We start from the raw sequence: 21426 nt of genomic DNA, 5'->3' as shown, positions 1-21426 counted from the left end.
ACCAGGCATGACACGGCCTGACGCCCTTCGGGCGGCCGGCTCGCCCCGGAGCCGGGCCACGGCGGCACGGCGGACAGGTCGTGCCCGGTCGGAACCGCGGCTGCGGCCGCCTCCCCGGGCCGGCAAGGCCCCGGCCACGGACGCCTCGCCGCCGGCTCGGGGCCGCTCCGGCGGAGCGGGATCCCGGCGGGCCGCGTCCGGTGCGACGCGGTCGGCGCCCGGCGGCCGACGGTCCGCTCCGGCGAGGCTCTCAGGTCCCGCCCGCTGCCGCCGAGGCCGGACCGGAGGACTGCACGCGGGCCAGGTACCCGGCCTGGAAGCGGCTGGCCGCGCCGAGTTGCTCCATGATCTCGGCGATGTGCTTGCGGCAGGTGCGCAGCGACATCCCCAGCCGCCGGGCCACCATCTCGTCCTTCATGCCCTCGGCCAGCAGCCGCACGATGGCCTGCTTCACCTCGTCACGCGCCGAACTCTCCGTCCAGGCCGGGTGGTAGGGCTCGGCCAGCGACCAGGCGTGATCGAAGGTCGCGCAGAGATAGGAGACCGTGGACGGTTCCTGGATGACGATGGCCGCGTCCAGATCGTCCTGGTGCGGGATGAACACCGACTCCGCGTCGAAGGCGACCATGCGGCCGAACAGTTCGCTCAACGTCCTGATCTCGGCGCCCTCGTCGGTCATCCGCCGCGCGTACTCCTGGGTGGGCAGGTGATAGCGGGCCGTGTGCTGGTACAGCGTGCGCATCCGCACCCCGCGCCGCAGCATGTCGCGGTCCTGCACGAACGCCTGCTCCAGCAGCGCCGGGGAGCGGCCGCCCCCCGGATGGCAGGTGCGGACCTCCTGACGGCACCGCATGGTCGCCTCGGTGATCATCCCCACGACGGTCTTCAGATCGGTGACCTCCGTCAGCGGCGCCCGGCCCCGCCACTGCCGCCTGCCCTGCGCGTAGAAGGGCGCCAGGACGGACAGTTCGGCCCGCAGCCGGTCGATCTCGGCGAGCTGCCGGCGCAGCCCGGCCTCCCTCGGCGCGACCAGCGCCGCGAGCGCCTCGTCCGGCGCCACCGCGACCAGCTCCTCTGGGTTCCCCGGAGGATGACGCAGCAGCAACAATTCGGTCAGCGTCGTCACCGCGGACGCCGCGCGGGTCTCCGGCAATCCCAGAGTCGCGCCCAGCGTCCTCGCGTCGCACGATCCCTGGTCGCTCACCCACCGGAACACCCGGACGGCGTCCTCGGACAACTGCGCCTCGCGCGACGCCCACCCGGCCGCCGTACGCGGGCCCGGTATCTCGCCGTCCTCACCGATGCCGCCCACCCAACCCCCCTCATCAGCCAGACGACCCCAACAGCCCCTGTCATGCTCATTGTTCAGATCTGCGATGGATTTTCCCAGACCCTCTCGGAAGGAATCGCCGTGAAGCGGAACAAAGCCGCATTCGTTCTGTTCCTCGAACGTCTGGCCCTCCTCGGCGGCCTGACACGCGTCCGCCGGCGCCGGGCCCGGGGCCACGGCGTCACGGCCCGCGAGGTCCTCGACCAGCCACCACGGCCCGTGCGCGACAGTGACGGCGACGCGCCGAGCGTCCCCACACCGCACTGGTGACCCGCCCGGCGGCGGAGCCTCGACGGACCCCGCCCCACCCCGCTCTGCCGGTGAAGAGGGCCGCCCGGCCCACGACCGGACGACCCTCGACGAGACCGCGGCGGCACGCTAGCCCATCAGCTGGCGGATCTCGGTGATGAGACCGACGAGGGCCTCACGCTCGGGCACCGTCGTCTCCGGATGCCACAGGTCCACGAGAAGACAGGTGCGCGGCCGGGAGCCGTTGTTCCACGCCTCGTGCACGAAGGAGTAGTCGAAGAGCAGGCACTCGCCCTCCTGCCAGTGCCGGGTCTCGTCGGCGACCGTGATGCCGCACCCCTCGGGGATGTCGACCGCCAGGTGCAGATTGATGCTGAAGTTCCACAGGTCGCAGTGCGGGGCGATCGAGGCACCCGGCAGCAGCGTCGAGAAGTGACTCTCCAGGAGGGGGCACAGCTTCCCCTGCTCGACGACCTCCTGGGTCAGGACGCTGTACGCGGTGGGCACCAGGGCGGCGGAGGACTCGACCGGCCCGCCGTCACGGAAGAGATACAGCGCCTGCCAGTTCTCCTGACGGCTCAGATAGTGCTCGTAGTCGGAGAAGGCGCTCTTGCGATCGGACCACGCGTCCGCGAGCTCCTGCTTGATGGCGGCGTGCCCGGCTTCGAAGGCGCGCACCACGGGTTCGATCTCGGGGTGCTCGTAGGGATCGTGCCAGGGGGTCCGGGAGATCCCCGGCATGATCCACTTGGCGTCCTTCTGCAGCGGATGGCGCTCCTGCCGCTTGGCGTACACCATCTCCTCGACGCGGGTGATGGAGCCGGCTCCGTGCCGGTCCTTCACGTCCTGGAAGATCTGATCTATCTCGGGTGTCATGTCTCGCTCTCTCTGGCCACGCATGCCTGCTCGGCGTGCTCGGGCGGGGTGACAAGGTGTGGGGGCGACGAGGTCCTGGTCGCGGGCCGCGGGCCGAGTGCTCCGGAGGGCGGCGGAAGCGCCGATGCGTCCGGCACCATGACGGTCACCTGGCCACGACTTCTCGTCGCTGTACGGGAGTTGCCCGCTGCTGGACGGCCAGGCGGTCGATCAGGGCGAGCGCGGGGGCCGTCAGCACCGTGGTGACCAGCGTCATCACCACCAGCATGGCGAACACGGTGGGGGTGATGATGCCGAGTTCCAGTCCGACGCCGAGCACCACGAGCTCGGTCAGTCCCCGGCAGTTCATCAGGGCACCGAGGGAGAGCGACTCCTGCCAGCCGAGGCCGGTGAGCCGGGCCGCACCCGTGCTCCCCGCCCACTTGGTGACGATCGCGACGGCGACGACGAGGGCGCACCAGCCCCACAGGGCGGGATCCGCGCCGATCAGCCGGAAGTCGGTCTGCAGTCCGGAATAGGCGAAGAACAGCGGCAGCAGCAGCACCACGGTGACGCCTCGCACCTGTTCCACGGCCGCCGTCTGCACCGCGCCGCGCGGAACGACGACGCCGAACAGGAAGGCCCCGAAGATCGGGTGGATGCCGATCCAGTCGGTCGCGAAGGACGCCAGCAGGATCCCCGCGAGGAGCACGAACAGGAGTGACGTTCCCCCCGCCGGCCGGTCCGCGTGACGCTCGGCCAGCCGGGCCAGCAAGGGACGCAGCCCGTACATCATCACGGAGACGAACACAGCGGTCAGGGCGACGGTGGTGAGCACCGAGGTCCAGGAGGTGCCCCGCCCCAGCGCCGTCGCCAGAGCGAGCAGGCACCAGGCGGTGATGTCGTCGACGGCCGCGCACGTGAGGGCGAGGGCGCCGACCGGTGTGCGGTCGATCCTCCGGTCGGTGAGAATCCGTGCGAGCACCGGGAACGCGGTGATGCTCATGGACACGGCGATGAAGAGCGCGAACGCCGGGAACCCGATACCGGGGTCGGCGAACCGCCCGTACATCGCGAACGCGAGGAGAACCCCGCCGATCATGGGCACGGCCACGCTCACATGACTGACCAACGCGGCGACCCTTCCGCGACCACGGACGTGCTCCACGTTCAACTCGTAGCCGACCAGGAACATGAAGAGGACCAGGCCGACCTGGGCCAGTGCGTTGATCACGGGCAGCAGGTCCGCGGGAAAGAGCCACCGTTGTCCGGAGGGCCAGACGGCTCCGAGAAGTGAGGGGCCCAGTGCCGCACCGGTCACGATCTCACCGATGACCGGAGGCTGCCCCAGCCGTCGGCAGACCCGGCCCGCGACATGGCAGCAGGCCATGATCAGGGCGAGCACCAAGAACAGATGGGACAGTCCGGATACGGCCGGCAGACCGGGAGCGAGCGCAGTCGTCATCGGCGAAGAACCCTTTCTCTGAGGTGATGGACGTGTCGGCGGATCGCACGCGGAGCCGCGTCAACGCTTGAGGGCCTGCCGCTCGCCCGCCGGGGCGATGTCCCGCCATATCTCGGCCAGGGAGTCCGGGCGGGCCATTTCCGCATGACTGCAGGCGATGCGCGCGATGTCGAGGCGCCCTGATACGTGCGCGCTCCACGCGGTCGCCGCGCACACGTCGGTGGGCCTTTCGCGGCCCGCCTCGTAGAACCGGACGTCCCCGTCGAACTCCCCGGGAACGTGCTCCGTCATGATCCGGTGGTTGTTCCGGTAGATCGCGGCGATGTCCGCGAGATGCCGCTCGGCGAGTTCGGTGAACAGGCTGCGGTCCCGGCGCAGTGCCGCCACGATCCCTGTCATCGTGAGGGGCTCCTCACCGTCCCCGGCCCGCACTCCGAAGAACTCGGCGAGCCCCGCCGCCACGTCCTCCTCCGTGATCGGGAGCGGCGTCGCGGTCCCGTGCGCCGGGTAGGAGTCCAGCAGGGCGAGGGTCTCCACCCGCTCGCCCCGTGCCCGCAGTTGGACGGCCATCTCATGGGCGACGACACCGCCGAAGGACCATCCCATCAGGTGGTACGGGCCCGATTCCTGTACCGCACGGATCTGCCGGACGTAGTCGGCCGCCATCTCCTGTATCGAGCCCGGGAGCGCGTCCCCGCCGTCCAGACCCCGCGCCTGCAGCGCGTACACGGAGTGTTCCGGAGAGGCGATTCCGGCCAAGGGCGCGTAGCACCAGCCGATTCCGCTCACCGGGTGGACGCAGAAGACCGACGAGCCGCCTCCGTGGTCCTTGATCGGCAGGAGCACGTCGAACTCCTCACCGCCCGACGACCGGCCCAGCTGTTCCACCAGCGTGGCAACGGTGGGCGCCGCGAACACAGCTCGAATGGCCAGCCCGTCGCCCAGAACATCCCGGATGCGGCTGATCAGCTGAACCGCCAGCAGCGAGTGTCCGCCCAGCTCGAAGAAGTTGTCGTCGATACCGACCGTCGGCACGCCCAGGATCTCCGCGAACAGCCCGCAGAGGATCTCCTCCCGCGGATTCCGCGGACCGCGCCCGGCGGCGTCCGCTGCGAACACGGGCGCCGGCAGGGCCCGCCGGTTCAGTTTGCCGTTGGTGGTCAGCGGGAGCCGGTCGAGCACCACGAACGCGGAGGGGACCATGTACTCCGGCAGCAGACCCGCCGCGTGCGCGCGCAGCGCCTCGGTGTCCGGCGCGTCGTTGCCGGGCTCGGCAACCACGTAGGCCACCAGGCGCTTGTCGCCCGGCTGGTCCTCACGGGCCAGCACCGCGACCTGCGCCAGCCCGGCGACGCGGCTCAACACCGCCTCGATCTCACCGAGTTCGATGCGGAAGCCGCGGATCTTCACCTGGTCGTCCACCCGGCCCAGGAACTCCAGCAGCCCCTCACCGGACCAGCGGGCCAGGTCGCCCGTGCGGTACATGCGGGTTCCGGCCGGGCCGAACGGATCGGCCACGAACCGCCCGGCGGTCAGGTCCGGACGCCCGAAGTACCCCCGGGCCAGCCCCGCACCCGCGATGTACAGCTCCCCGGTGACCCCCGCCGGAACCGGCCGCAGACCGCCGTCCAGGACGTAGGTCTGCGTGTTGTGCAGCGGGCGGCCGATCGACGGCGCTCCCGTGACGGGGGCGTCCGTGGACCAGACCGTGGCGTACACCGTCGCCTCGGTCGGGCCGTAGATGTTGTAGACGCGGCCGGCCCCGAGTTCGTCCCTGACCTCGGTGGCGGCCTGGGCGGTGAGGGCCTCGCCGCAGAACACCACGGTGTCCGCCGCGGCCCGCACGTCGCCCTGGGACACGATCCGGGCGAGCGCGGACGGAACCCCGCTCACCAGGACCGACGAACGGTCGTCGGCGTCCCGGTCGCCGAGGGCCAGCAGATCACGCAGCACCTCGATGCGACCACCGGTCAGCAACGGGCCGAACATCTCGAACACGGAGACGTCGAAGTTGAGTGACGTACTGAACAGGACGTGGGCCAGGCGCTGTTCGCCGAACTCGTCACGGGCCCAGGCGACCAGGTTTGCCACGTTGGCATGCGTGACGACGACGCCCTTGGGGCGGCCGGTGGAGCCCGAGGTGTAGATGATGTAGGCCGGGTGTGGCTGCCGCAGGACGCCGATCCGGTCCCGGTCGGTCGGATCGGTGGCGGGACGGCTCTCCAGGGCGGCGACGACCTCGGGAGAGTCCAGGACCAGACGCGGGGTCCGGGAGCCCTCCGGGAGCATCCGCTCGGTCTCCGCGACGGTGAGGACCAGCGCCGGATCGGCATCCTGCAGCATGTAGGCGATCCGGTCCGCCGGGTACGCGGGGTCGACCGGCATGTAGGCGGCTCCCGCCTTGAGCACGGCGAGCAGCGCCACCATGGTCTGCGCGGTACGCGGCAGGGCGAGAGCGACGAACTGTTCGGGGCCGACCCCGTGCGCGATCAGATGGTGGGCCAGGCGGTTGGCCCGCTCGTTCAGCTCGCCGTAGCTCAGGTCGGCGTCCGAGGCCAGGACCGCCGGGCGCCGCGGCGTCAGGGCGACCTGCGACTGGAAGAGAGCGGGAAGCGTCGCGTCGGTCAGCGCGGCACCGGTGTCGTTCCACGCCCCCAGGATCTGCCGTTGCTCCCCCGCGGAAAGGATCTCGATCCGGCCGAGCGGCCGGTCCGGATCCGCGACCGCCGCTTCCACCACGCGCACCATCCGGGTCACGAGCGCTTCGACGCTCTCCCGGTCGAACAGGTCGGTGCTGTAGTGCAGCAGGCCGCTGATCCCGGCCGGACGGCTGTCGATCCCGTACTGCTCGATGAAGTTGAAGCCCAGGTCGAACCTGCTGAACTCGATCGGGACCGACTCCTGAGCCACTGCCAGGCCGGGCAGATTCAGCGCGCTGCCGCCGGTGGCGTCCACGCCGAAGATGACCTGGAACAGGGGATGGCGGGACAGCGACCGCTGAGGGTTGATCGCCTCCACCAGGCGTTCGAACGGGACGTCCTGGTGGGAGTAGGCGGCCAGGTCGGTCGCGCGGGTCCGGGCGAGGAGTTCTCTGAAGGTCGGGTTTCCCGAGGTGTCGTTGCGCAGGACCAGGGTGTTGACGAAGAAGCCGACGAGGTCGTCGAGTGCTTCGTCGGTGCGGCCGGCGACGGGGGTTCCGAGGGGGATGTCGGAGCCCGCGCCGAGCCGGCTGAGCAGGGTGGCGAGGGCGGCCTGGAGGACCATGAACAGGGTGGTGTTCGTCTCCCGGGCCAGGCCGAGCAGGGCACGGTGCAGGTCGGCGTCGATCCTGATCGGGGCGGTGTCGCCGCGGTAGTCGGCCACCTTCGGACGAGGGCGGTCGAAGGGCAGCTCCAGCTGGTCGGGCACGCCGTCCAAGGCGGCCTCCCAGAAGGCGAGTTGCCGGCTCACCGAGGAGTCGGGATCGTCCTCCGAGCCGAGGAGTTCCCGCAGCCACAGGGTGTAGTCGGCGTACTGCACCGGGAGCGCGGACCACTCCGGCGCCCGGCCCTGGAGTCGGGCACGGAACGCGGTCTCCAGGTCGCGCCCGAGCGGCCCCATCGAGGCGCCGTCGCTCGCGATGTGGTGCACGAGCAGCAGCAGGACGTACTCGTCGGGGCCGACGGAGAAGAGCGTCGTCCGGAGCGGGAGTTCGGCGGCCAGGTCGAACGCGTACTGTCCCGCGTCGCGCAACGCATCACGCAACTCGCCCGCGGAGCAGGCGACGTGGTGCAGCTCCAGGTCCACGGCGTCGGCCTCCAGCACCACTTGGGCCGAAGTTCCGTCGACGTCCTGGAAGACCGTCCGCAGGCTCTCGTGCCGTACCACCACATCGTTCAACGCCCGTTCGAGAGCACCCGCGTCCAGGTCCCCGCTGATCCGGAACGCCACCGGGACGTTGTACGTGGCATTCGCACCCTCCAGCTTGTTCAGGAACCACAGCCGGTTCTGCGCCGGCGACAGCGGGATCCGCGCGGGGCGCTCCTTCGCCGTCAGCGCGAACCTGGCCGAACCCGCCTCCGCGATCTGGGCCATGAGAGTGGCGATGGTCGGGGTCTCGAAGAGGGCGGTCACCGGGAGTTCGACGTTCAGGGTGGTGCGGATGCGGCTGACCAGCCGAGAGGCGAGGAGGGAGTGTCCGCCGAGCGCGAAGAAGCTGTCGTCGATGCCGACCGCGGGCACGCCCAGGACCTCGGCGAACAGGCCGCACAGGAGCTCCTCCCGCGGAGTCCGCGGTCCCCGCCCGGTTCCCGCGGCCGGCAGGTCGGGCGCCGGCAGGGCGCGGTGGTCGACCTTGCTGTTGCTGGTCAGCGGGAGCCGGTCGAGCACCACGAACGCGGAGGGAACCATGTACTCGGGCAGCAGCCCGGCGGCGTGCGTGCGCAGGGCCTCGGTGTCCAGGGCGTGACTGCCGGCCTCGGCGACCACATAGGCCACGAGGCGCTTGTCGCCCGGCTGGTCCTCCCGAGCCAGCACCGCGACCTGGGACAGGCCGGCGAAGCGACCCAGTACGGCTTCGATTTCGCCGAGTTCGATGCGGTAGCCGCGGATCTTGACTTGGTCGTCGGCTCGGCCGGCGAATTCGAGGAGGCCGTGGGGGGACCAGCGGGCGAGGTCGCCGGTGCGGTACATGCGGGTTCCGGCGGGGCCGTAGGGGTCGGCGACAAACCGTTCTGCTGTGAGGTCCGGTCGTCGGAAGTAGCCTCGGGCGAGCCCGGTGCCTGCGAGGTGGAGTTCTCCGGTCACGCCTGCTGGGACGGTCTGGAGGTTGGTGTCGAGGATGTAGGCGCGCATGCCGTCGAGGGGCCGTCCGACGGGTATCGGTGCGGGCACCGTGTCGCCCGGGTTCCAGGGGGCTTGGGTGGCGAACAGGGTGGTTTCGGTGGGGCCGTAGGCGCAGCGGACGATGGTGTCGGGGCAGTGTTCGAGTACTCGGCGTACGGCGGTGGGGGAGATCAGGTCGCCGCCGGTGATGACCTCGCGTACTCCTGTGAAGCAGCCGGGGTTTTCCTCGGCCATGAGGCGGAAGAGTCCGGCGGTGATGTCGAGGCCGGTGATCTGTTCCTCGATGATGATCCGGGCGAGTTCGGCGACGTCGAGTTCGCCTTCGGGGGTGATGACGGTGCGTCCGCCGTGCAGGAGGGGGACCCAGAAGGCGTAGGTGGAGGGGTCGAAGGCGTACGAGGCCAGCAGGAGGACTCGTTCGTGTGCACCCGCGCCGAACATGTGGTCGACGGTGAGGTCGAGGATGTCGCGGTGGGTGACCGCCACTCCCTTGGGCCGTCCGGTCGAGCCGGAGGTGTACATCACGTAGGCGAGCTGCTCGGGGCGGCTCTCGATGCCCGGATCGCTGACGGGCAGACCGGCGAGCTGTTCGTCCTCGTCCATCACGACCAGGGCGCCAGTGTTGGGTACGCCGCGGTCGCGCATCGCTTGGTCGGTGAGCAGTACCGGCGCGGAGGTCTCGTCGACGATCCACTGCATCCGCTCCAGCGGATACCCACTGTGCAACGGAAGATAGAAGGCACCCGCCTTGAGCACCGCAAGGAGCGCGACCACGAGATCGACCGAGCGTTCCATCAGCACCGCGACCGGCGCTTCCCGCTGGACGCCCAACCCAAGCAGTCGGTGCGCGAGTTGATTGGCTCGCTCGTCCAACTCCCGGTACGACAGTTCCCGTCCGGCACACCGCACGGCCACTGCGTCCGGCGTCCGCTGTGCCTGAGCCGCGAAGGCTGCCGGCACGGAAGCAGCCCCGAGTCCCTCACGAGCCTCCGCGCCGGCCGACAGCTCCGTCAGCCGTACGCGCTCCTGCGCCTCGATCACGTCGATCCGACTGAGCGGCCGGGCCGGATCGGCCACCACGGATTCCAGGACACGGACGAGGCGCGTGAACAGACGCTCCACGGTCTCCCGGTCGAAGAGCTCCGTCGCGTAGGTGACATACGCCCGCACCGGACCGGGGAGACCTTGATCGGTGTATTTCATGAGGAAGTTCAGCGACAGGTCGAATTTCGCTGTCTGCTGTTCCTTCACGATCTCCTGGACTGACAGGCCGGGCAGATCCAGGGCGTGCCCGTCGCCGCTCTGAAGATTGAGCAGGACCTGGAACAGGGGGTGACGGGCCAGTGAGCGCTGGGGGTTGACCGCCTCGACCAGCCGCTCGAACGGCACGTCCTGGTGGGAGTAGGCGGCCAGGTCGGTCTCCCGGACCTGCTCCAGCAGTTCCAGGAACGTCGGATTCCCCGAGGTGTCCGTCCGCAGGACCAAGGTGTTGACGAAGAAGCCGACGAGGTCGTCCAGTGCTTCGTCGGCGCGTCCGGCGACCGGGGTTCCGATCGGGATGTCCGTGCCCGCGCCCATCTTCGTCAGCGCCACCGCCAGTGCCGCCTGCGCCACCATGAACGTGGTGGCGCCCGTCGTATGGGCCAGATCGGCCATGCCGCAGTGCACGTCCGCGTCCAGCTCGAAGAAGACGGAGTCGCCGCGATAGTCGGCCACCTTCGGCCGAGGGCGGTCGTAGGGCAGCTCGAGCTGGTCCGGGATGCCTTCCAAAGCCCCTGTCCAGAAGGCCAGTTGTTCACTCACCAGGGATTCGGGGTCTTCGTCCCCGCCGAGGAGATCACGCTGCCACAACGTGTAGTCCGCGTACTGCACCGGGAGAGCCGGCCACGACGGTTCGAGTCCCTGGAGGCGGGCCCGGAACGCGATCTCCAGGTCACGCCCCAGCGGCCCCATCGAGGCACCGTCACTCGCGATGTGGTGCATGAGGAGCAGCAGGACCCGCTCGTCGGGACCGACGGTGAACAGCGTTGCCCGCAGCGGAAACTCGGCCGACAGGTCGAACGCGTACTGACCGGCCTCCCGCAGTTCCCGGTCCAACTCGTCCGCGCCACAGCTGACGTGGTGCAGCTTCACGCCGGCGGCGTCCTTGTCCAGGATCACCTGGACAGGGCTCCCGTCCACTTCCTGGAACACCGTGCGCAGGCTCTCGTGCCGTGCGACGACATCGCTCAACGCCTGTTCGAGCACGTCGGCGTTCAGCTCCCCGACGATCCGGAAGGCGACCGGAACGTTGTAGGTGGTACTCGTCTCCTCGAGCTTGTCGAGGAACCACAGCCGGTTCTGTGCCGGTGACAGCGGGATCCGCTCCGGACGGGGCATCGCGGTCAACGCGGGCCGGGCCACTCCTGCTTCCGCGACCCGGTCGGCGAGGGCGGCGACCGTGGGCGCCTCGAACACGGTTCGCACCACCAGCTCGACGCCCAGCACCGAACGGATGCGGCCGGCCAGGCGGGTGACGAGGAGGGAGTGCCCACCGAGGTCGAAGAAGTCGTCGTCGATGCCGACCGCGGGCACGCCCAGGATCTCGGCGAACAGGCCGCACAGGATCTCCTCCTGGACGGTGCGCGGACCACGCCCGCCCACCTCCGTCTCGTACACGGGCGCCGGCAGAGCCCGCCGGTCCAGCTTGCCGTTCGTCGTCAACGGCAGACGGTCCAGCACCACGAACGCCGATGGGACCATGAACTCCGGCAGCAGACCGCCGACATGGGCACGCAGGGCGTCCGCGTCCGGCCCCTCGCTCCCGGTCTCGGCGACGACGTAGGCCACCAGACGCTTGTCGCCCTGGCGCTCCTCCCGCACCACGACCGCGACCTCCGCCAGGCCCGGGAAACGGCCCAGTACCGACTCGATGCCACCCAGCTCGACCCGCAGTCCGCGGATCTTCACCTGGTCGTCGACCCGGCCCACGAACTCCAACCGGCCGTCCGCGCGCCACCGCACCACATCGCCACTGCGGTACACGCGCGCCTGAGGATCGTCCGAGAAGGGGTGCTTGACGAACCGTTCCGCGGTGAGCTCCGGACGGTTCCAGTAGCCCCTGGCCAGTCCGGGGCCGCCGACCCACAGTTCGCCGGGAACGCCCGGGGGCACCAGGACGCCGTTCTCGTCCATGACGAACACCTCGGTGTTCGCCACCGGCCGGCCGATGGGGATCTGCCCGTCGCGGGGGGTGTTCCGGTCCACCCTGTAGCTCGTGGTGAAGACCGTCGCCTCGCTGGGCCCGTACCCGTGGATGAGCCGCTCGGGTGCCCAGGGTCCGTCCACCAGTGCGTCCACCGCCGGCCGGTCGATCGCCTCACCGCCGTAGAAGACGGACGTGACTCCGGCGAGGAGGTCGGGGCAGTCCTGCAGGTGCTGGCGCAGGAGGGGCGCCGTCAGCCACATCATGGTCACCTTGCGGCGACGGAGGGCGGCCTTGAGCGTGGCGGCGTCGAGGAGAACCTCCTTGTCCATGACGGCCATGGCGGCTCCGGACGTCAGCGCGGGCCAGCACTCGAAGGTGAACGCGTCCCAGGAGAAGCTGGAGGGCTGGGCCACGACGTCGCCGGGCCCGAGGCCGGCGAACAGGTCGCTGTCCACGATCCGGCAGAGCGAGCGGTGCTCGATCATGACGCCCTTGGGGGTGCCGGTCGATCCGGAGGTGAAGATCACGTGGGCCAGGCCCTCGGGGCCGACCGGCACATCGGGGTCCGTGTCCGGGCGGGTGGCGATCTCGTGCCAGTCCTGGTCCATCAGCACGCGTTCGGCGGAGGTGGCCCCCAGTCGCTCCTGGAGGTGGGCCTGGGTGACGACGAGCGGAGCATGGACGTCCGCGACCATGAACTCGATCTGGTGCACCGGGAATTCATGGTTGAGCGGCACATAGACAGCGCCCGCCTTCAGTACGCCCAGGACGGCGACGACCGCGTCGAAGCCCCGTTCGACACAGATCGGAACCAACTGCTCCGGGCCCACCCCGCGGGCGATCAGATGGTGGGCGAGCCGGTTCGCCCGCGCGTCGAGTTCGCCGTAGGTCAGTTCCTCCGCGCCGCAGAGCACGGCCGGCGCGTCCGGCGTCCGGGCCGCCTGCTCCTGGACCATCCGGTGCAGGGTGGTGTTGTCGGCGTAGGGCACCGCCGTGTCGTTCCACTCGACGACGAGCCGGCGGTGCTCCTCGGGGGAGAGGAGGTCGATGCGGCTCAGTGAGAGGTCCGGGTCCGCGGCGACCGCGGCGAGCAGGCGCTTGAAGCAGGCGGCGATCCGCTGGGCGGTGTCCGCGGTGAACAGATCGAGGGCATACCCCAACCGTCCGCTGATCCCGTCGGGGACGTCCTCCTCCGCGTGCTGCTCGAAGAGTTCGAGGGTGAGATCGAACTTGGCGACGTCGGTGTCCCCGAGCCGCACGTCCGCTGTCAGCTCCGGAAGGTCCAAGCGGACGGACGCGTTGTTCTGCATGGCCAGCAGAACCTGGAAGAGGGGGTGCTGGGCAGGAGAACGCACCGGGTTGAGTTCGTTCACCACGAGCTCGAAGGGGACGTCCTGGTGCGCGAAGGCCTTCAGGGACACCTCGCGCACCCGGGCCAGCAGTTGCCGGAAGGAGGGATCGCCGGTGGTGTCGGTCCGGACGACCAGGGTGTTCACGAAGAACCCGACCAGGTCGCCCATCGCCTCGTCGGTACGGTTGGCGACGGGGGTGCCCACCGGAATGTCGTTCCCCGCGCCCAGCCGGGAGAGCAGCGCGGCGAAGGCGGCCTGGACCACCATGAACAGACTGGCCTGATGGGTACGGCTCAGATCGATCAGGCGTTGGTGCAGCTCCGCGTCGAGCTCGAAGGAGGCCGTGTCGCCGCGATGGCTCGCCACCTTCGGCCGGGGGTGGTCGTAGGGCAGTTCGAGCTGGTCCGGGATGCCGGCCAGCGCCTGTGTCCAGAACGCCAGCTGTCCGCTCACCAGGGAGTCGGGGTCCTCCTCCGCGCCGAGGAGCTCACGCTGCCACAGGGTGTAGTCCGCGTACTGCACCGGCAACGCGGACCAGGACGGCCCCGCCCCCGCGCACCGTGCCGCGTAGGCGCGGCTGATGTCGCGGGTCAGCGGAGCCAGCGACCAGCCGTCGGACGCGATGTGATGCGTCAGGAGGAACAGGACATGCTCGGTCGCCGACAGGGCGAACAGACGGAACCTGACCGGCGGGTCCACCGCCAGATCGAAACGCTCCCCGGCACGAGCCGAGATCTCCCCGGGCAGGGCGGCCTCGTCGGTCTCCACCACCGCGAAGTCCCGCATCGCCCGCGTCGCCGGCAGGACCAGCTGGAACGGAACGCCCTGGGCGTCCTCGGGAAAGACGGTACGCAGGCTCTCGTGCCGGTCCACCACGTCCTCGAGCGCGGCCCGCAGCGCGGCCCGGTCCAGTCGCCCCGAAAGACGCACCACGAGGGGAAGGTTGTAGGTGGCACTCGTCTCCTCGAGCTTGTCGAGGAACCACAGCCGGTTCTGTGCCGGCGACAGCGGCATCCGCTCCGGACGGGTCATCGCGGTCAGCGCGGGTCGGGCCACCCCTGCCTCCGCGACCCGGTCCGCGAGGGCGGCGACCGTCGGGGCCTCGAACACGGTCCCCACCACCAGCTCGGCGCCCAGGGCCGAACGGATGCGGCTGGCCAGGCGGGTGGCGGTGAGGGAGTGGCCGCCCAGTGCGAAGAAGTCGTCGTCGATGCCGACGGTGGGCACGCCCAGGACCTCGGCGAACAGGCCGCACAGGATCTCCTCCCGCGGGGTGCGCGGACCGCGTCCGGCGCCGGCCGTCGCCGGCAGGTCGGGGGCGGGCAGGGCCCGCCGGTCCAGCTTGCCGTTGGTGGTCAGCGGGAGCCGGTCGAGGACCACGAGTACGGAGGGGACCATGAACTCCGGCAGCAGACCGGCCGCATGGACCCGCAGGGACTCGACGTCCACCTGCTCGCCGCGGCCCGGATCGGCGACCACATAGCCGACGAGGCGTTTGGCGCCCGGCTGGTCCTCGCGCGCTATGACCGCGACCTGTGACACCCCCGGAGCACGGCTCAACACCGTTTCGATCTCGCCGAGTTCGATGCGGAAGCCGCGGATCTTCACCTGGTCGTCGGCCCGGCCCAGGAACTCCAGCACGCCCTCGCCGGAGCAGCGCGCGAGGTCGCCGGTGCGGTACATGCGGCTGCCGGCCGGGCCGTACGGGTCGGCCACGAACCGCTCCGCCGTCAGGTCCGGACGCCCGAAGTAGCCACGGGCCAACCCCGCACCCGCCAGATACAGCTCCCCGGTGGCCCCTGCCGGGACCAGCGACAGGGTCTCGTCCAGAACGTAGGCGCGCATGTCGTCCAGCGGGCGCCCGATCGGCAGCGGGGCGGGCAGCTCGCCGTCACCCGTCCACGGATGCTGCGTCGCGTACAGCGTGGTCTCGGTGGGACCGTACGCGCTGCGCACGACGATGTCCGGGCAGTGGTCCAGCACCCTCCGCACCGCGGTCGGGGAGACCACGTCTCCCCCCGTGATCACCTCACGCGCACCCGCGAAGCAGCCCGGATCCTCCTCCGCCATCACCTGGAACAGACCTGCCGAGACGTCCAGGGCGGTGATCGCCTCCTGGGTGATCAGCCGGGCGAGCGTCGCCACACTCAGATCACCCTCCGGTGTGATGACCGTCCGGCCACCGTTCAGCAACGGCACCCACAAGCCGTAGATCGAGGGATCGAACGCATACGGAATGACCATGAGGACTCGCTCGTGCGCACCCGGCTCGAACATGCTGTCCACGACGAGGTCGAGGACGTCGCGGTGGGTGACCGCCACCCCCTTGGGACGCCCGGTCGAGCCGGAGGTGTACATCACGTAGGCGAGCTGCTCGGGCCGACTCTCGATGCCCGGGTCACTGACGGGCAGCCCGGCCAGTTCCGCGTCGTCGTCCACCGCCACCGTCACGGGGGCGACGGGCAGCCCGCGGTCCCGCATGGCACGGTCGGTGAGCAGTACGGGCGCGGAGGTCTCGTCGACGATCCACTGCATCCGCTCCAGCGGATACCCACTGTGCAACGGCAGATAGAAGGCCCCCGCCTTGAGCGCCGCGAGGAGCGCGACGACCAGATCCACGGAACGTTCCATCAGCACCGCGACCGGCGCTTCCGGACCTACCCCCAACCCGATGAGTCGGTGGGCGAGTTGACTGGCTCGCTCGTCCAACTCCCGGTACGACAGCTCCCGTCCGGCACACCGCACCGCCACCGCGTCCGGCGACCGCAGCGCCTGAGCCGCGAAAGCCGCCGGCACCGAGTCGCCGACCAGTGCCACGTGCGACTCGAACGACGCACCCTCAACAGAATCAACAGCATCTGCAGTACGCATTGCCAATTACTCTCTTTCGGTGGTGAGATCGCACGAATTCGCAGCTACTCGGCAGTGCGGGACCACGGCAGCACAGATCGGCGCGGGAGGGGACGTTGCCCTGCGCGCGACAGCGCGCGGCAAGGGATGACCGAATTACTCCGCCGGTCGATCCGGCGTGGCGGCACCCAGTCGACGGTCGCGGAATCGCTGGAGGACCTCCACCGCGGGAACCGTCGAGCCGGGCGTGCGGAGACTCGATTCACGGTCGCCGCCGAACCTCGAGCAGACCGAGATGTGCGCGTCATAGGCCGTCGACATCGCGTCGAGCAGCAACCTGTAGGACTTGTCGACGGCCGGAGCGGGCGACGCGACCAGCGGCTTGACCCGGTGGAGCAACTTGAGCAGGATCCGGTGATCGCGCAACTGCAGACCGCTGAACTTGGCATTGATGTGCGGCGGCATCATCGCGGGACGCACCGAATCCGCGTAGTGCGTGCGCGTGAAATCGCCGGCGTACCGCAGCGAGGCGCCGGACCCGATCATCAGCGCCGTCGCGTCCTCCAGCAGCCGGCAGGCGCTGTCGACGTCATCCGGATCGTCCCTGAGGCATTCCTCGAGGCAGCCGACCGAAACAATCAGCCCCTGGATGAGCGCGAAGAACACCTGGTGGCCCAGACGCCAGCGAATCAGAGGCCCCCCTTTCACATCGCCGGTCCTCACGTCCGTCACCCAGGCGCGAGCACGAGCCGCGTTCTCGAACGGCGTGCCGGCCACCCCGATACGCCACACCATGTGGAACGTCGTCCAGAACGCCTCCCGCAGATCGGCCCGTTCACCGCTGCTGAGGGTGATCCCGGCCGACAGGGCGTCGTCGAGCTGGCTGCGGAGGGCTTCGAGCATCGTGGAGACGAACGTCTCCACCGAGTTCCCGGTGACCCTGATCGCACCGAAGAACAGGTCATGCTCCTCGTAGAGATCATCCGGCAGGGCCTTTCGCTCCGCATCGGTGTACGCGGCGGCAGCGGGCGGTGAGGCCAGGCAGGTCAGGGCGGCGTCGACGGCGGCCAGCGCGCGTCGGTCGGAGTCCTGTGGAGTGATGTCGATGACGGTCCGCAAGGCGTCCGCGACGCGCTGGTTCATCGTGCCGGTGACGGCGCCTCTCGTGGCGGGAAGCTGCTCCGCCTTCAACAGGTGGAGGGGTGGGACATCCGCAGAGTGAGCCTGTATGTCGACCTCAATCACTTCGTGAACTCCTTCGAGTCGAACTGAATGTGCGTGATGCGGCACGCCGGGAAAGGAAGCGCACTACTCCGTGGTGGAGGGGCCGGCAACGAGAGAGACCGGCAGGCTGCTGTATCCGCGCAGGAACGTCGAGTAGAGCGCCTTGGGATCACCCGTGAGCTCGATCCGGTCCACCCTGCTGACGAGGGTCTTCAGTACGGCGGCGATCTCGGCCCGGCCGAGGTACGACCCGAAGCAGAAATGGGGCCCGAACCCGAAGCCCAGGTGCTTGTTGGGCGTCCTCGCCAGATCGAACCTGTGCGGATCCGGGAAGACGCTCTCGTCGCGGTTCGCGGAAGTGATCCAGAGGATGACGTGCTCGCCCTCGCGGATCGTCCGCCCGCCGATGGTGACGTCGGCCGTCGCGGTACGCCCGATGTGCATCGCCGGCGTCGTCCAGCGCACGATCTCCTCGACCGCGCTCGCTATGGAGACGCGGCCCTCCTTCAACGCCCGCCACTGATCCGGGTGCTGGGCGAAGGCGAGCAGGGCGCCGACCATGGCCAGGCGGCTGGTGTGGTCCCCGGCAAGGATGAACCCGTAGCAGTTGACGACCACTTCGTCGTCGGTCATCGGCTCACCGTTGATCCGGCAGGTGGCCATCGCGCTGATCAAGTCGTCCTGCGGGTCCTCGCGGCGGGTCTCGATGATCTCCTGCGAATAGATGAGGAGTTCGTTGCGGGAGAGCCAGACGTCTTCCTCGGTCTGCCCCTCGTCGTCCGCGCTGACCGCCTCCCGGCTCAGGTCGAGCACGTACTTGTGATCCGTCGACGGAAAACCCAGCAGATCGCAGATCGTCCCCATGGGGATCACTTCCGCGACCTCCTTGGCGAAGTCGAAGGTCCCGGTGCCGACGCCGTGGCCGAGGATCTGGTCGACCCGCTGCTGGAGCTTGTCCGTCACCCCTTTGCGGATCCGGGGACTGAACGCCTTCAGCAGGATCGTCCGCATGGCGTTGTGGCGCGGCGCGTCCGTGAGCGCCAGGATCTTGCCGGCCGCGGGATCCCCACCGGGCTTGTGCAGCGAGGACATCATGTTCCCGGGCTGCGAACTGAAGCGCTCGGCGTCCTGCAGAACGGCCATGACGTCCGCGTGGCGGGACACCACCCAGAAGGGGGATCCCCGGTCGGTGGCCGGGTGCAGATATACGGGCTGTTCGGTCCGGACCCGCCGCCAGAAATCTTCCATGTCGGTACGCAGGAAGGTGCTCGGGTCCGTGAGGTCCACCCGGTTGAGATCGTCGGCGGGTATACCTTTGTTCGGCATGGAAATCTCCTGGCCTCAGAATCGGTGACTACTGCGTAGGTTTTCCTTGCCGGAAAGGTCGGCGATCAGCATCGCCAGTCGATCCAGTCCCGCTTCCATCTCGTCCGGCGACACCACGCTCACCGACAGACGCAGCTGGTTCTCGCCGCCGCAGCCGTCGTAGAAATGGCTCATGGGTGTCCACAGGACGCCGTATTTCCCGGCCCCGTATTCCAGTGCGGTGTCATCGGCGATGAACGGAACGGTGACCACCACGAAGAATCCACCGCCGGGGGTGTTCCACGAGACCTGGTGATCCCCGCCCTGGGGGAACCGCCGGCTCATCCCCTCCAGCAGCAGCCGCATGTTTCGGCTGTAGAGCCGGGTCTCCCTGCTGTTCGCCTTGACCAGACTGCAGTCGTGCTCCAGCAGCTTGCCTCCCGCGACGGCCTGGGCCAGGGGCGAGGTGTTCACGGTGAGCATGCTCTTGATCTTGGACAGCTCGTCCGCGAACAGCGTGGAGCCTCCGTCGCCGGACACGTGCTGATCCGCGACCACAAACCCGACCCTGGCTCCGGGAAAGCAGGTCTTCGCGAGCGAGCCGAGATAGACGACCCGCCGTGACGTGTCGAGGGCCTTGAGCGTGGGCAGGCGCCGACCGTCCTCGGCCTGGAACAATCCATACGGATTGTCCTCGAGGATCAGCAGATCGTGCTCCGCCGCGATGGCGAGCAATCTCCGCCTTGCCTCCAGGTCGAGGCTCGCGCCGGACGGATTGGCGAAGTCCGGGACGAGGTAGAAGGCCCGTGGCCGCTTCCCCGCGGCGCGCGCCGCCTCGATCTGTTCGACCAGGTGGTCGAGGTCGACACCGTCCTCGTTCTCCCGCACCGGCCAGAGCGGCATGTCCACCAGCCTCGCGGCACCCGCCAGACCGACGTAGCCCGGCGAAACCGTCAGCGCGACGTCCCGCTCGTCCCGGCGAAGCGCCCGGAGCACCAGGAACATCGCCTCCTGGCAGCCGACCGTGACGACGATCGACTCCGGGTCGACGTCAATACCCTCGTCACAGACGAGATTCCGGGCTAGTAGCTCGTGAATGACGCCCTTGGTCCGACCGTACTGAAAGAGAGTTCGGCGTATGCCGTCCTCGTCCGCACCCGTCTCGGCGGCGAGATAGTCGCAGAAGATCTTCAGATACCGAGGAAGGTCGTCGACGTCGAAGAATTCCTCACTGGGCCGGCCGGCGGCGAGTGAAATGGCCTCCGGGAAGCGGCCGGCCACTTCGTTCAGGAAGTTCATGGAAGCGAGCGCGGGATCCTGCAGCGCTGCGTGCAGCTGATCCGTACTCAGGTCGGCGGTCAGGAGTTCCACTCCACTGGCGTTCATGCAACCTCGCTTTCCTCGGAGGATCGGTGGTGTCCGGTTACTTCGTTGTGGCGTGCTTCGGCGTGGTGTCGGTGGTTTCCTCTGTCGGTTCGGTGGGGGTGGTTTCGTTGGTGGCTTGTTGGATGGCGTGGTTGCTGAGTGCGGGGAGGCTGGCGAGGGCGACGATGATCATGAGGAGGCCGCCGGTGATGAAGGGGGTGCGCAGGCTGGTGGTGCTGGCGAGGTAGCCGGCGAGGATGCCGCCGAAGGGGGCGCCCATGAGGGAGATGAGGCGGCTTGCGGACAGGACGCGTCCGCGGATTTCGGTGGGGGCCAGGCGTTGGCGGAGGGCGCCGACGATGACGATCTGGACGCTCATGGAGAAGCCGATGGTGGCCATCATGGCGCCGGCGATCCAGGGGCTGGTGGTGAGGCCGAGGCCCAGGACGGCGAGTCCTTCGATGGACATGCCGACGCAGCGCATGGTGCCGACCTGGATTTTTTTGGAGATGGGGGCGGAGAGGAAGCTGCCGATGAAGGCGCCGACGGCGGTGGAGCTGAGGAGGAGTCCGTAGCCGATGTCGCCGAGTCCGAGCTGGTTTCTGGCGAGGAGGACCAGGAGGGACATTTTGGCGGTGAAGACGAGGTTGCCGATGGCTGCGGTGCCGGCGAGGGTGCGCAGGACGCGGTGTTTGAGGAGCCAGCGCAGTCCTTCGGCTACTTCGGTGCGCAGGCTGGTGGTGGGTTGGGTGGTGGGGGGGTTGGCGAAGTTGCCTTTGAGGGAGGTGACGCACAGGGCGCTGATGAGGAAGGAGAGGGCGTTGCCGAGGAAGGGCAGGGAGTGGGAGAGGGAGAAGAGGACGCCGCCGATGGGGGGTCCGGCGAGTTGTTCGCCGTTGATCTGTGCTGCGGAGATGCGGCTGTTGGCGCGGATGAGTGCCTGGTCGCCGGTGACGACGACGGGCAGGACGGCCTGGGCGGAGATGTCGAAGAAGATGTCTCCGCAGCCCAGGGCGAATCCGGCGGCGATGAGGAGGGTGATGTTGGCGTGGTCGGTCAGGACGGCGAGGGTGAGCAGGGTCAGGATGGTGAAGCGGACGAGGTCGGCGCGGAGCATGACCTTTCTGCGGTCCCAGCGGTCGACGAGGGCGCCGGCGGGTAGTCCGAGGAGGAACCAGGGCAGGGTGCCGATCGCGCCGACGGCGCCGATGAGGAGGGGGTCGGTGGTGAGTTGGATGGCGAGCAGGGGCAGTGCGGCCATCTGGACGCCGTCGCCCCAGGACGAGGCGATCGCGGCGACCCACACCTTGTTGAAACTGCTTCCCAGGCCCGGCTGGGCCTGCTTGTCCTTCTTGTCTTTACTGATGACGTTCAACGCATCTCCCGAGAACGGATGGTGAGGACAGCAACGGTGAGACGG

General features: G+C 69.2%; 9 protein-coding genes. 1 reads left to right on the top strand and 8 read right to left on the bottom strand.

Annotated elements, in window-relative coordinates; all coding sequences use genetic code 11:
- Nucleotides 1–250: 250 nt before the first annotated feature.
- Nucleotides 251–1312 (bottom strand): LuxR C-terminal-related transcriptional regulator, encoded by a 1062-nt coding sequence (locus tag OG406_RS09790; protein WP_164370347.1) that lies wholly within the window; start codon nt 1310–1312, stop codon nt 251–253.
- Nucleotides 1313–1411: 99 nt separating this feature from the next.
- On the opposite strand from OG406_RS09790, the gene OG406_RS09785 reads away from it, so the two are divergent.
- Nucleotides 1412–1600 carry a hypothetical protein gene (locus OG406_RS09785; protein ID WP_329185311.1) on the top strand — a complete coding sequence of 63 codons (189 nt, stop codon included), beginning with the start codon at nt 1412–1414 and terminating at the stop codon, nt 1598–1600.
- Nucleotides 1601–1708: 108 nt separating this feature from the next.
- Here OG406_RS09785 and OG406_RS09780 read toward each other — a convergent pair whose 3' ends face one another.
- From OG406_RS09780 to OG406_RS09750, 7 genes are all read right to left on the bottom strand, one after another.
- On the bottom strand, nt 1709–2455 hold the full coding sequence (locus OG406_RS09780) for an aspartyl/asparaginyl beta-hydroxylase domain-containing protein (protein WP_266617381.1): 747 nt from the start codon (nt 2453–2455) through the stop codon (nt 1709–1711).
- A 145-nt stretch (nt 2456–2600) separates the two neighbouring features.
- The gene (locus OG406_RS09775) at nt 2601–3899 is read right to left on the bottom strand and encodes a cation:proton antiporter (RefSeq protein ID WP_329185310.1); all 1299 of its coding nucleotides are present in this window, start codon (nt 3897–3899) and stop codon (nt 2601–2603) included.
- 60 nt (nt 3900–3959) lie between these two features.
- On the bottom strand, nt 3960–16133 hold the full coding sequence (locus OG406_RS09770) for a non-ribosomal peptide synthetase (protein WP_329185308.1): 12174 nt from the start codon (nt 16131–16133) through the stop codon (nt 3960–3962).
- Between the two features lie 135 nt (nt 16134–16268).
- Nucleotides 16269–17357, bottom strand: coding sequence for a hypothetical protein (locus OG406_RS09765; protein ID WP_266851635.1), 1089 nt, complete (start codon nt 17355–17357; stop codon nt 16269–16271).
- Between the two features lie 63 nt (nt 17358–17420).
- The gene (locus OG406_RS09760) at nt 17421–18662 is read right to left on the bottom strand and encodes a cytochrome P450 (RefSeq protein ID WP_267048883.1); all 1242 of its coding nucleotides are present in this window, start codon (nt 18660–18662) and stop codon (nt 17421–17423) included.
- A 15-nt stretch (nt 18663–18677) separates the two neighbouring features.
- On the bottom strand, nt 18678–20027 hold the full coding sequence (locus OG406_RS09755; RefSeq protein ID WP_329185305.1) for an aminotransferase-like domain-containing protein: 1350 nt from the start codon (nt 20025–20027) through the stop codon (nt 18678–18680).
- Between the two features lie 37 nt (nt 20028–20064).
- Nucleotides 20065–21381, bottom strand: coding sequence for an MFS transporter (locus OG406_RS09750; RefSeq protein WP_329185303.1), 1317 nt, complete (start codon nt 21379–21381; stop codon nt 20065–20067).
- Between the last annotated feature and the right edge of the window lie 45 nt (nt 21382–21426).

The sequence above is a fragment of the Streptomyces sp. NBC_01428 genome (assembly GCF_036231965.1).
Lineage (GTDB): Bacteria > Actinomycetota > Actinomycetes > Streptomycetales > Streptomycetaceae > Streptomyces.
Note: the sequence above shows the minus strand (reverse complement) of the source record. Positions and strands in the feature narration are given on the sequence as shown.

What these genes read in the sequence shown, in the direction of transcription:
- OG406_RS09775 (WP_329185310.1), bottom strand. Translation starts at nt 3,899, where the DNA reads ATGACGACTGCGCTCGCTCCCGGTCTGCCGGCCGTATCCGGACTGTCC.
- OG406_RS09770 (WP_329185308.1), bottom strand. Translation starts at nt 16,133, where the DNA reads ATGCGTACTGCAGATGCTGTTGATTCTGTTGAGGGTGCGTCGTTCGAG.
- OG406_RS09755 (WP_329185305.1), bottom strand. Translation starts at nt 20,027, where the DNA reads ATGAACGCCAGTGGAGTGGAACTCCTGACCGCCGACCTGAGTACGGAT.
- OG406_RS09760 (WP_267048883.1), bottom strand. Translation starts at nt 18,662, where the DNA reads ATGCCGAACAAAGGTATACCCGCCGACGATCTCAACCGGGTGGACCTC.
- OG406_RS09780 (WP_266617381.1), bottom strand. Translation starts at nt 2,455, where the DNA reads ATGACACCCGAGATAGATCAGATCTTCCAGGACGTGAAGGACCGGCAC.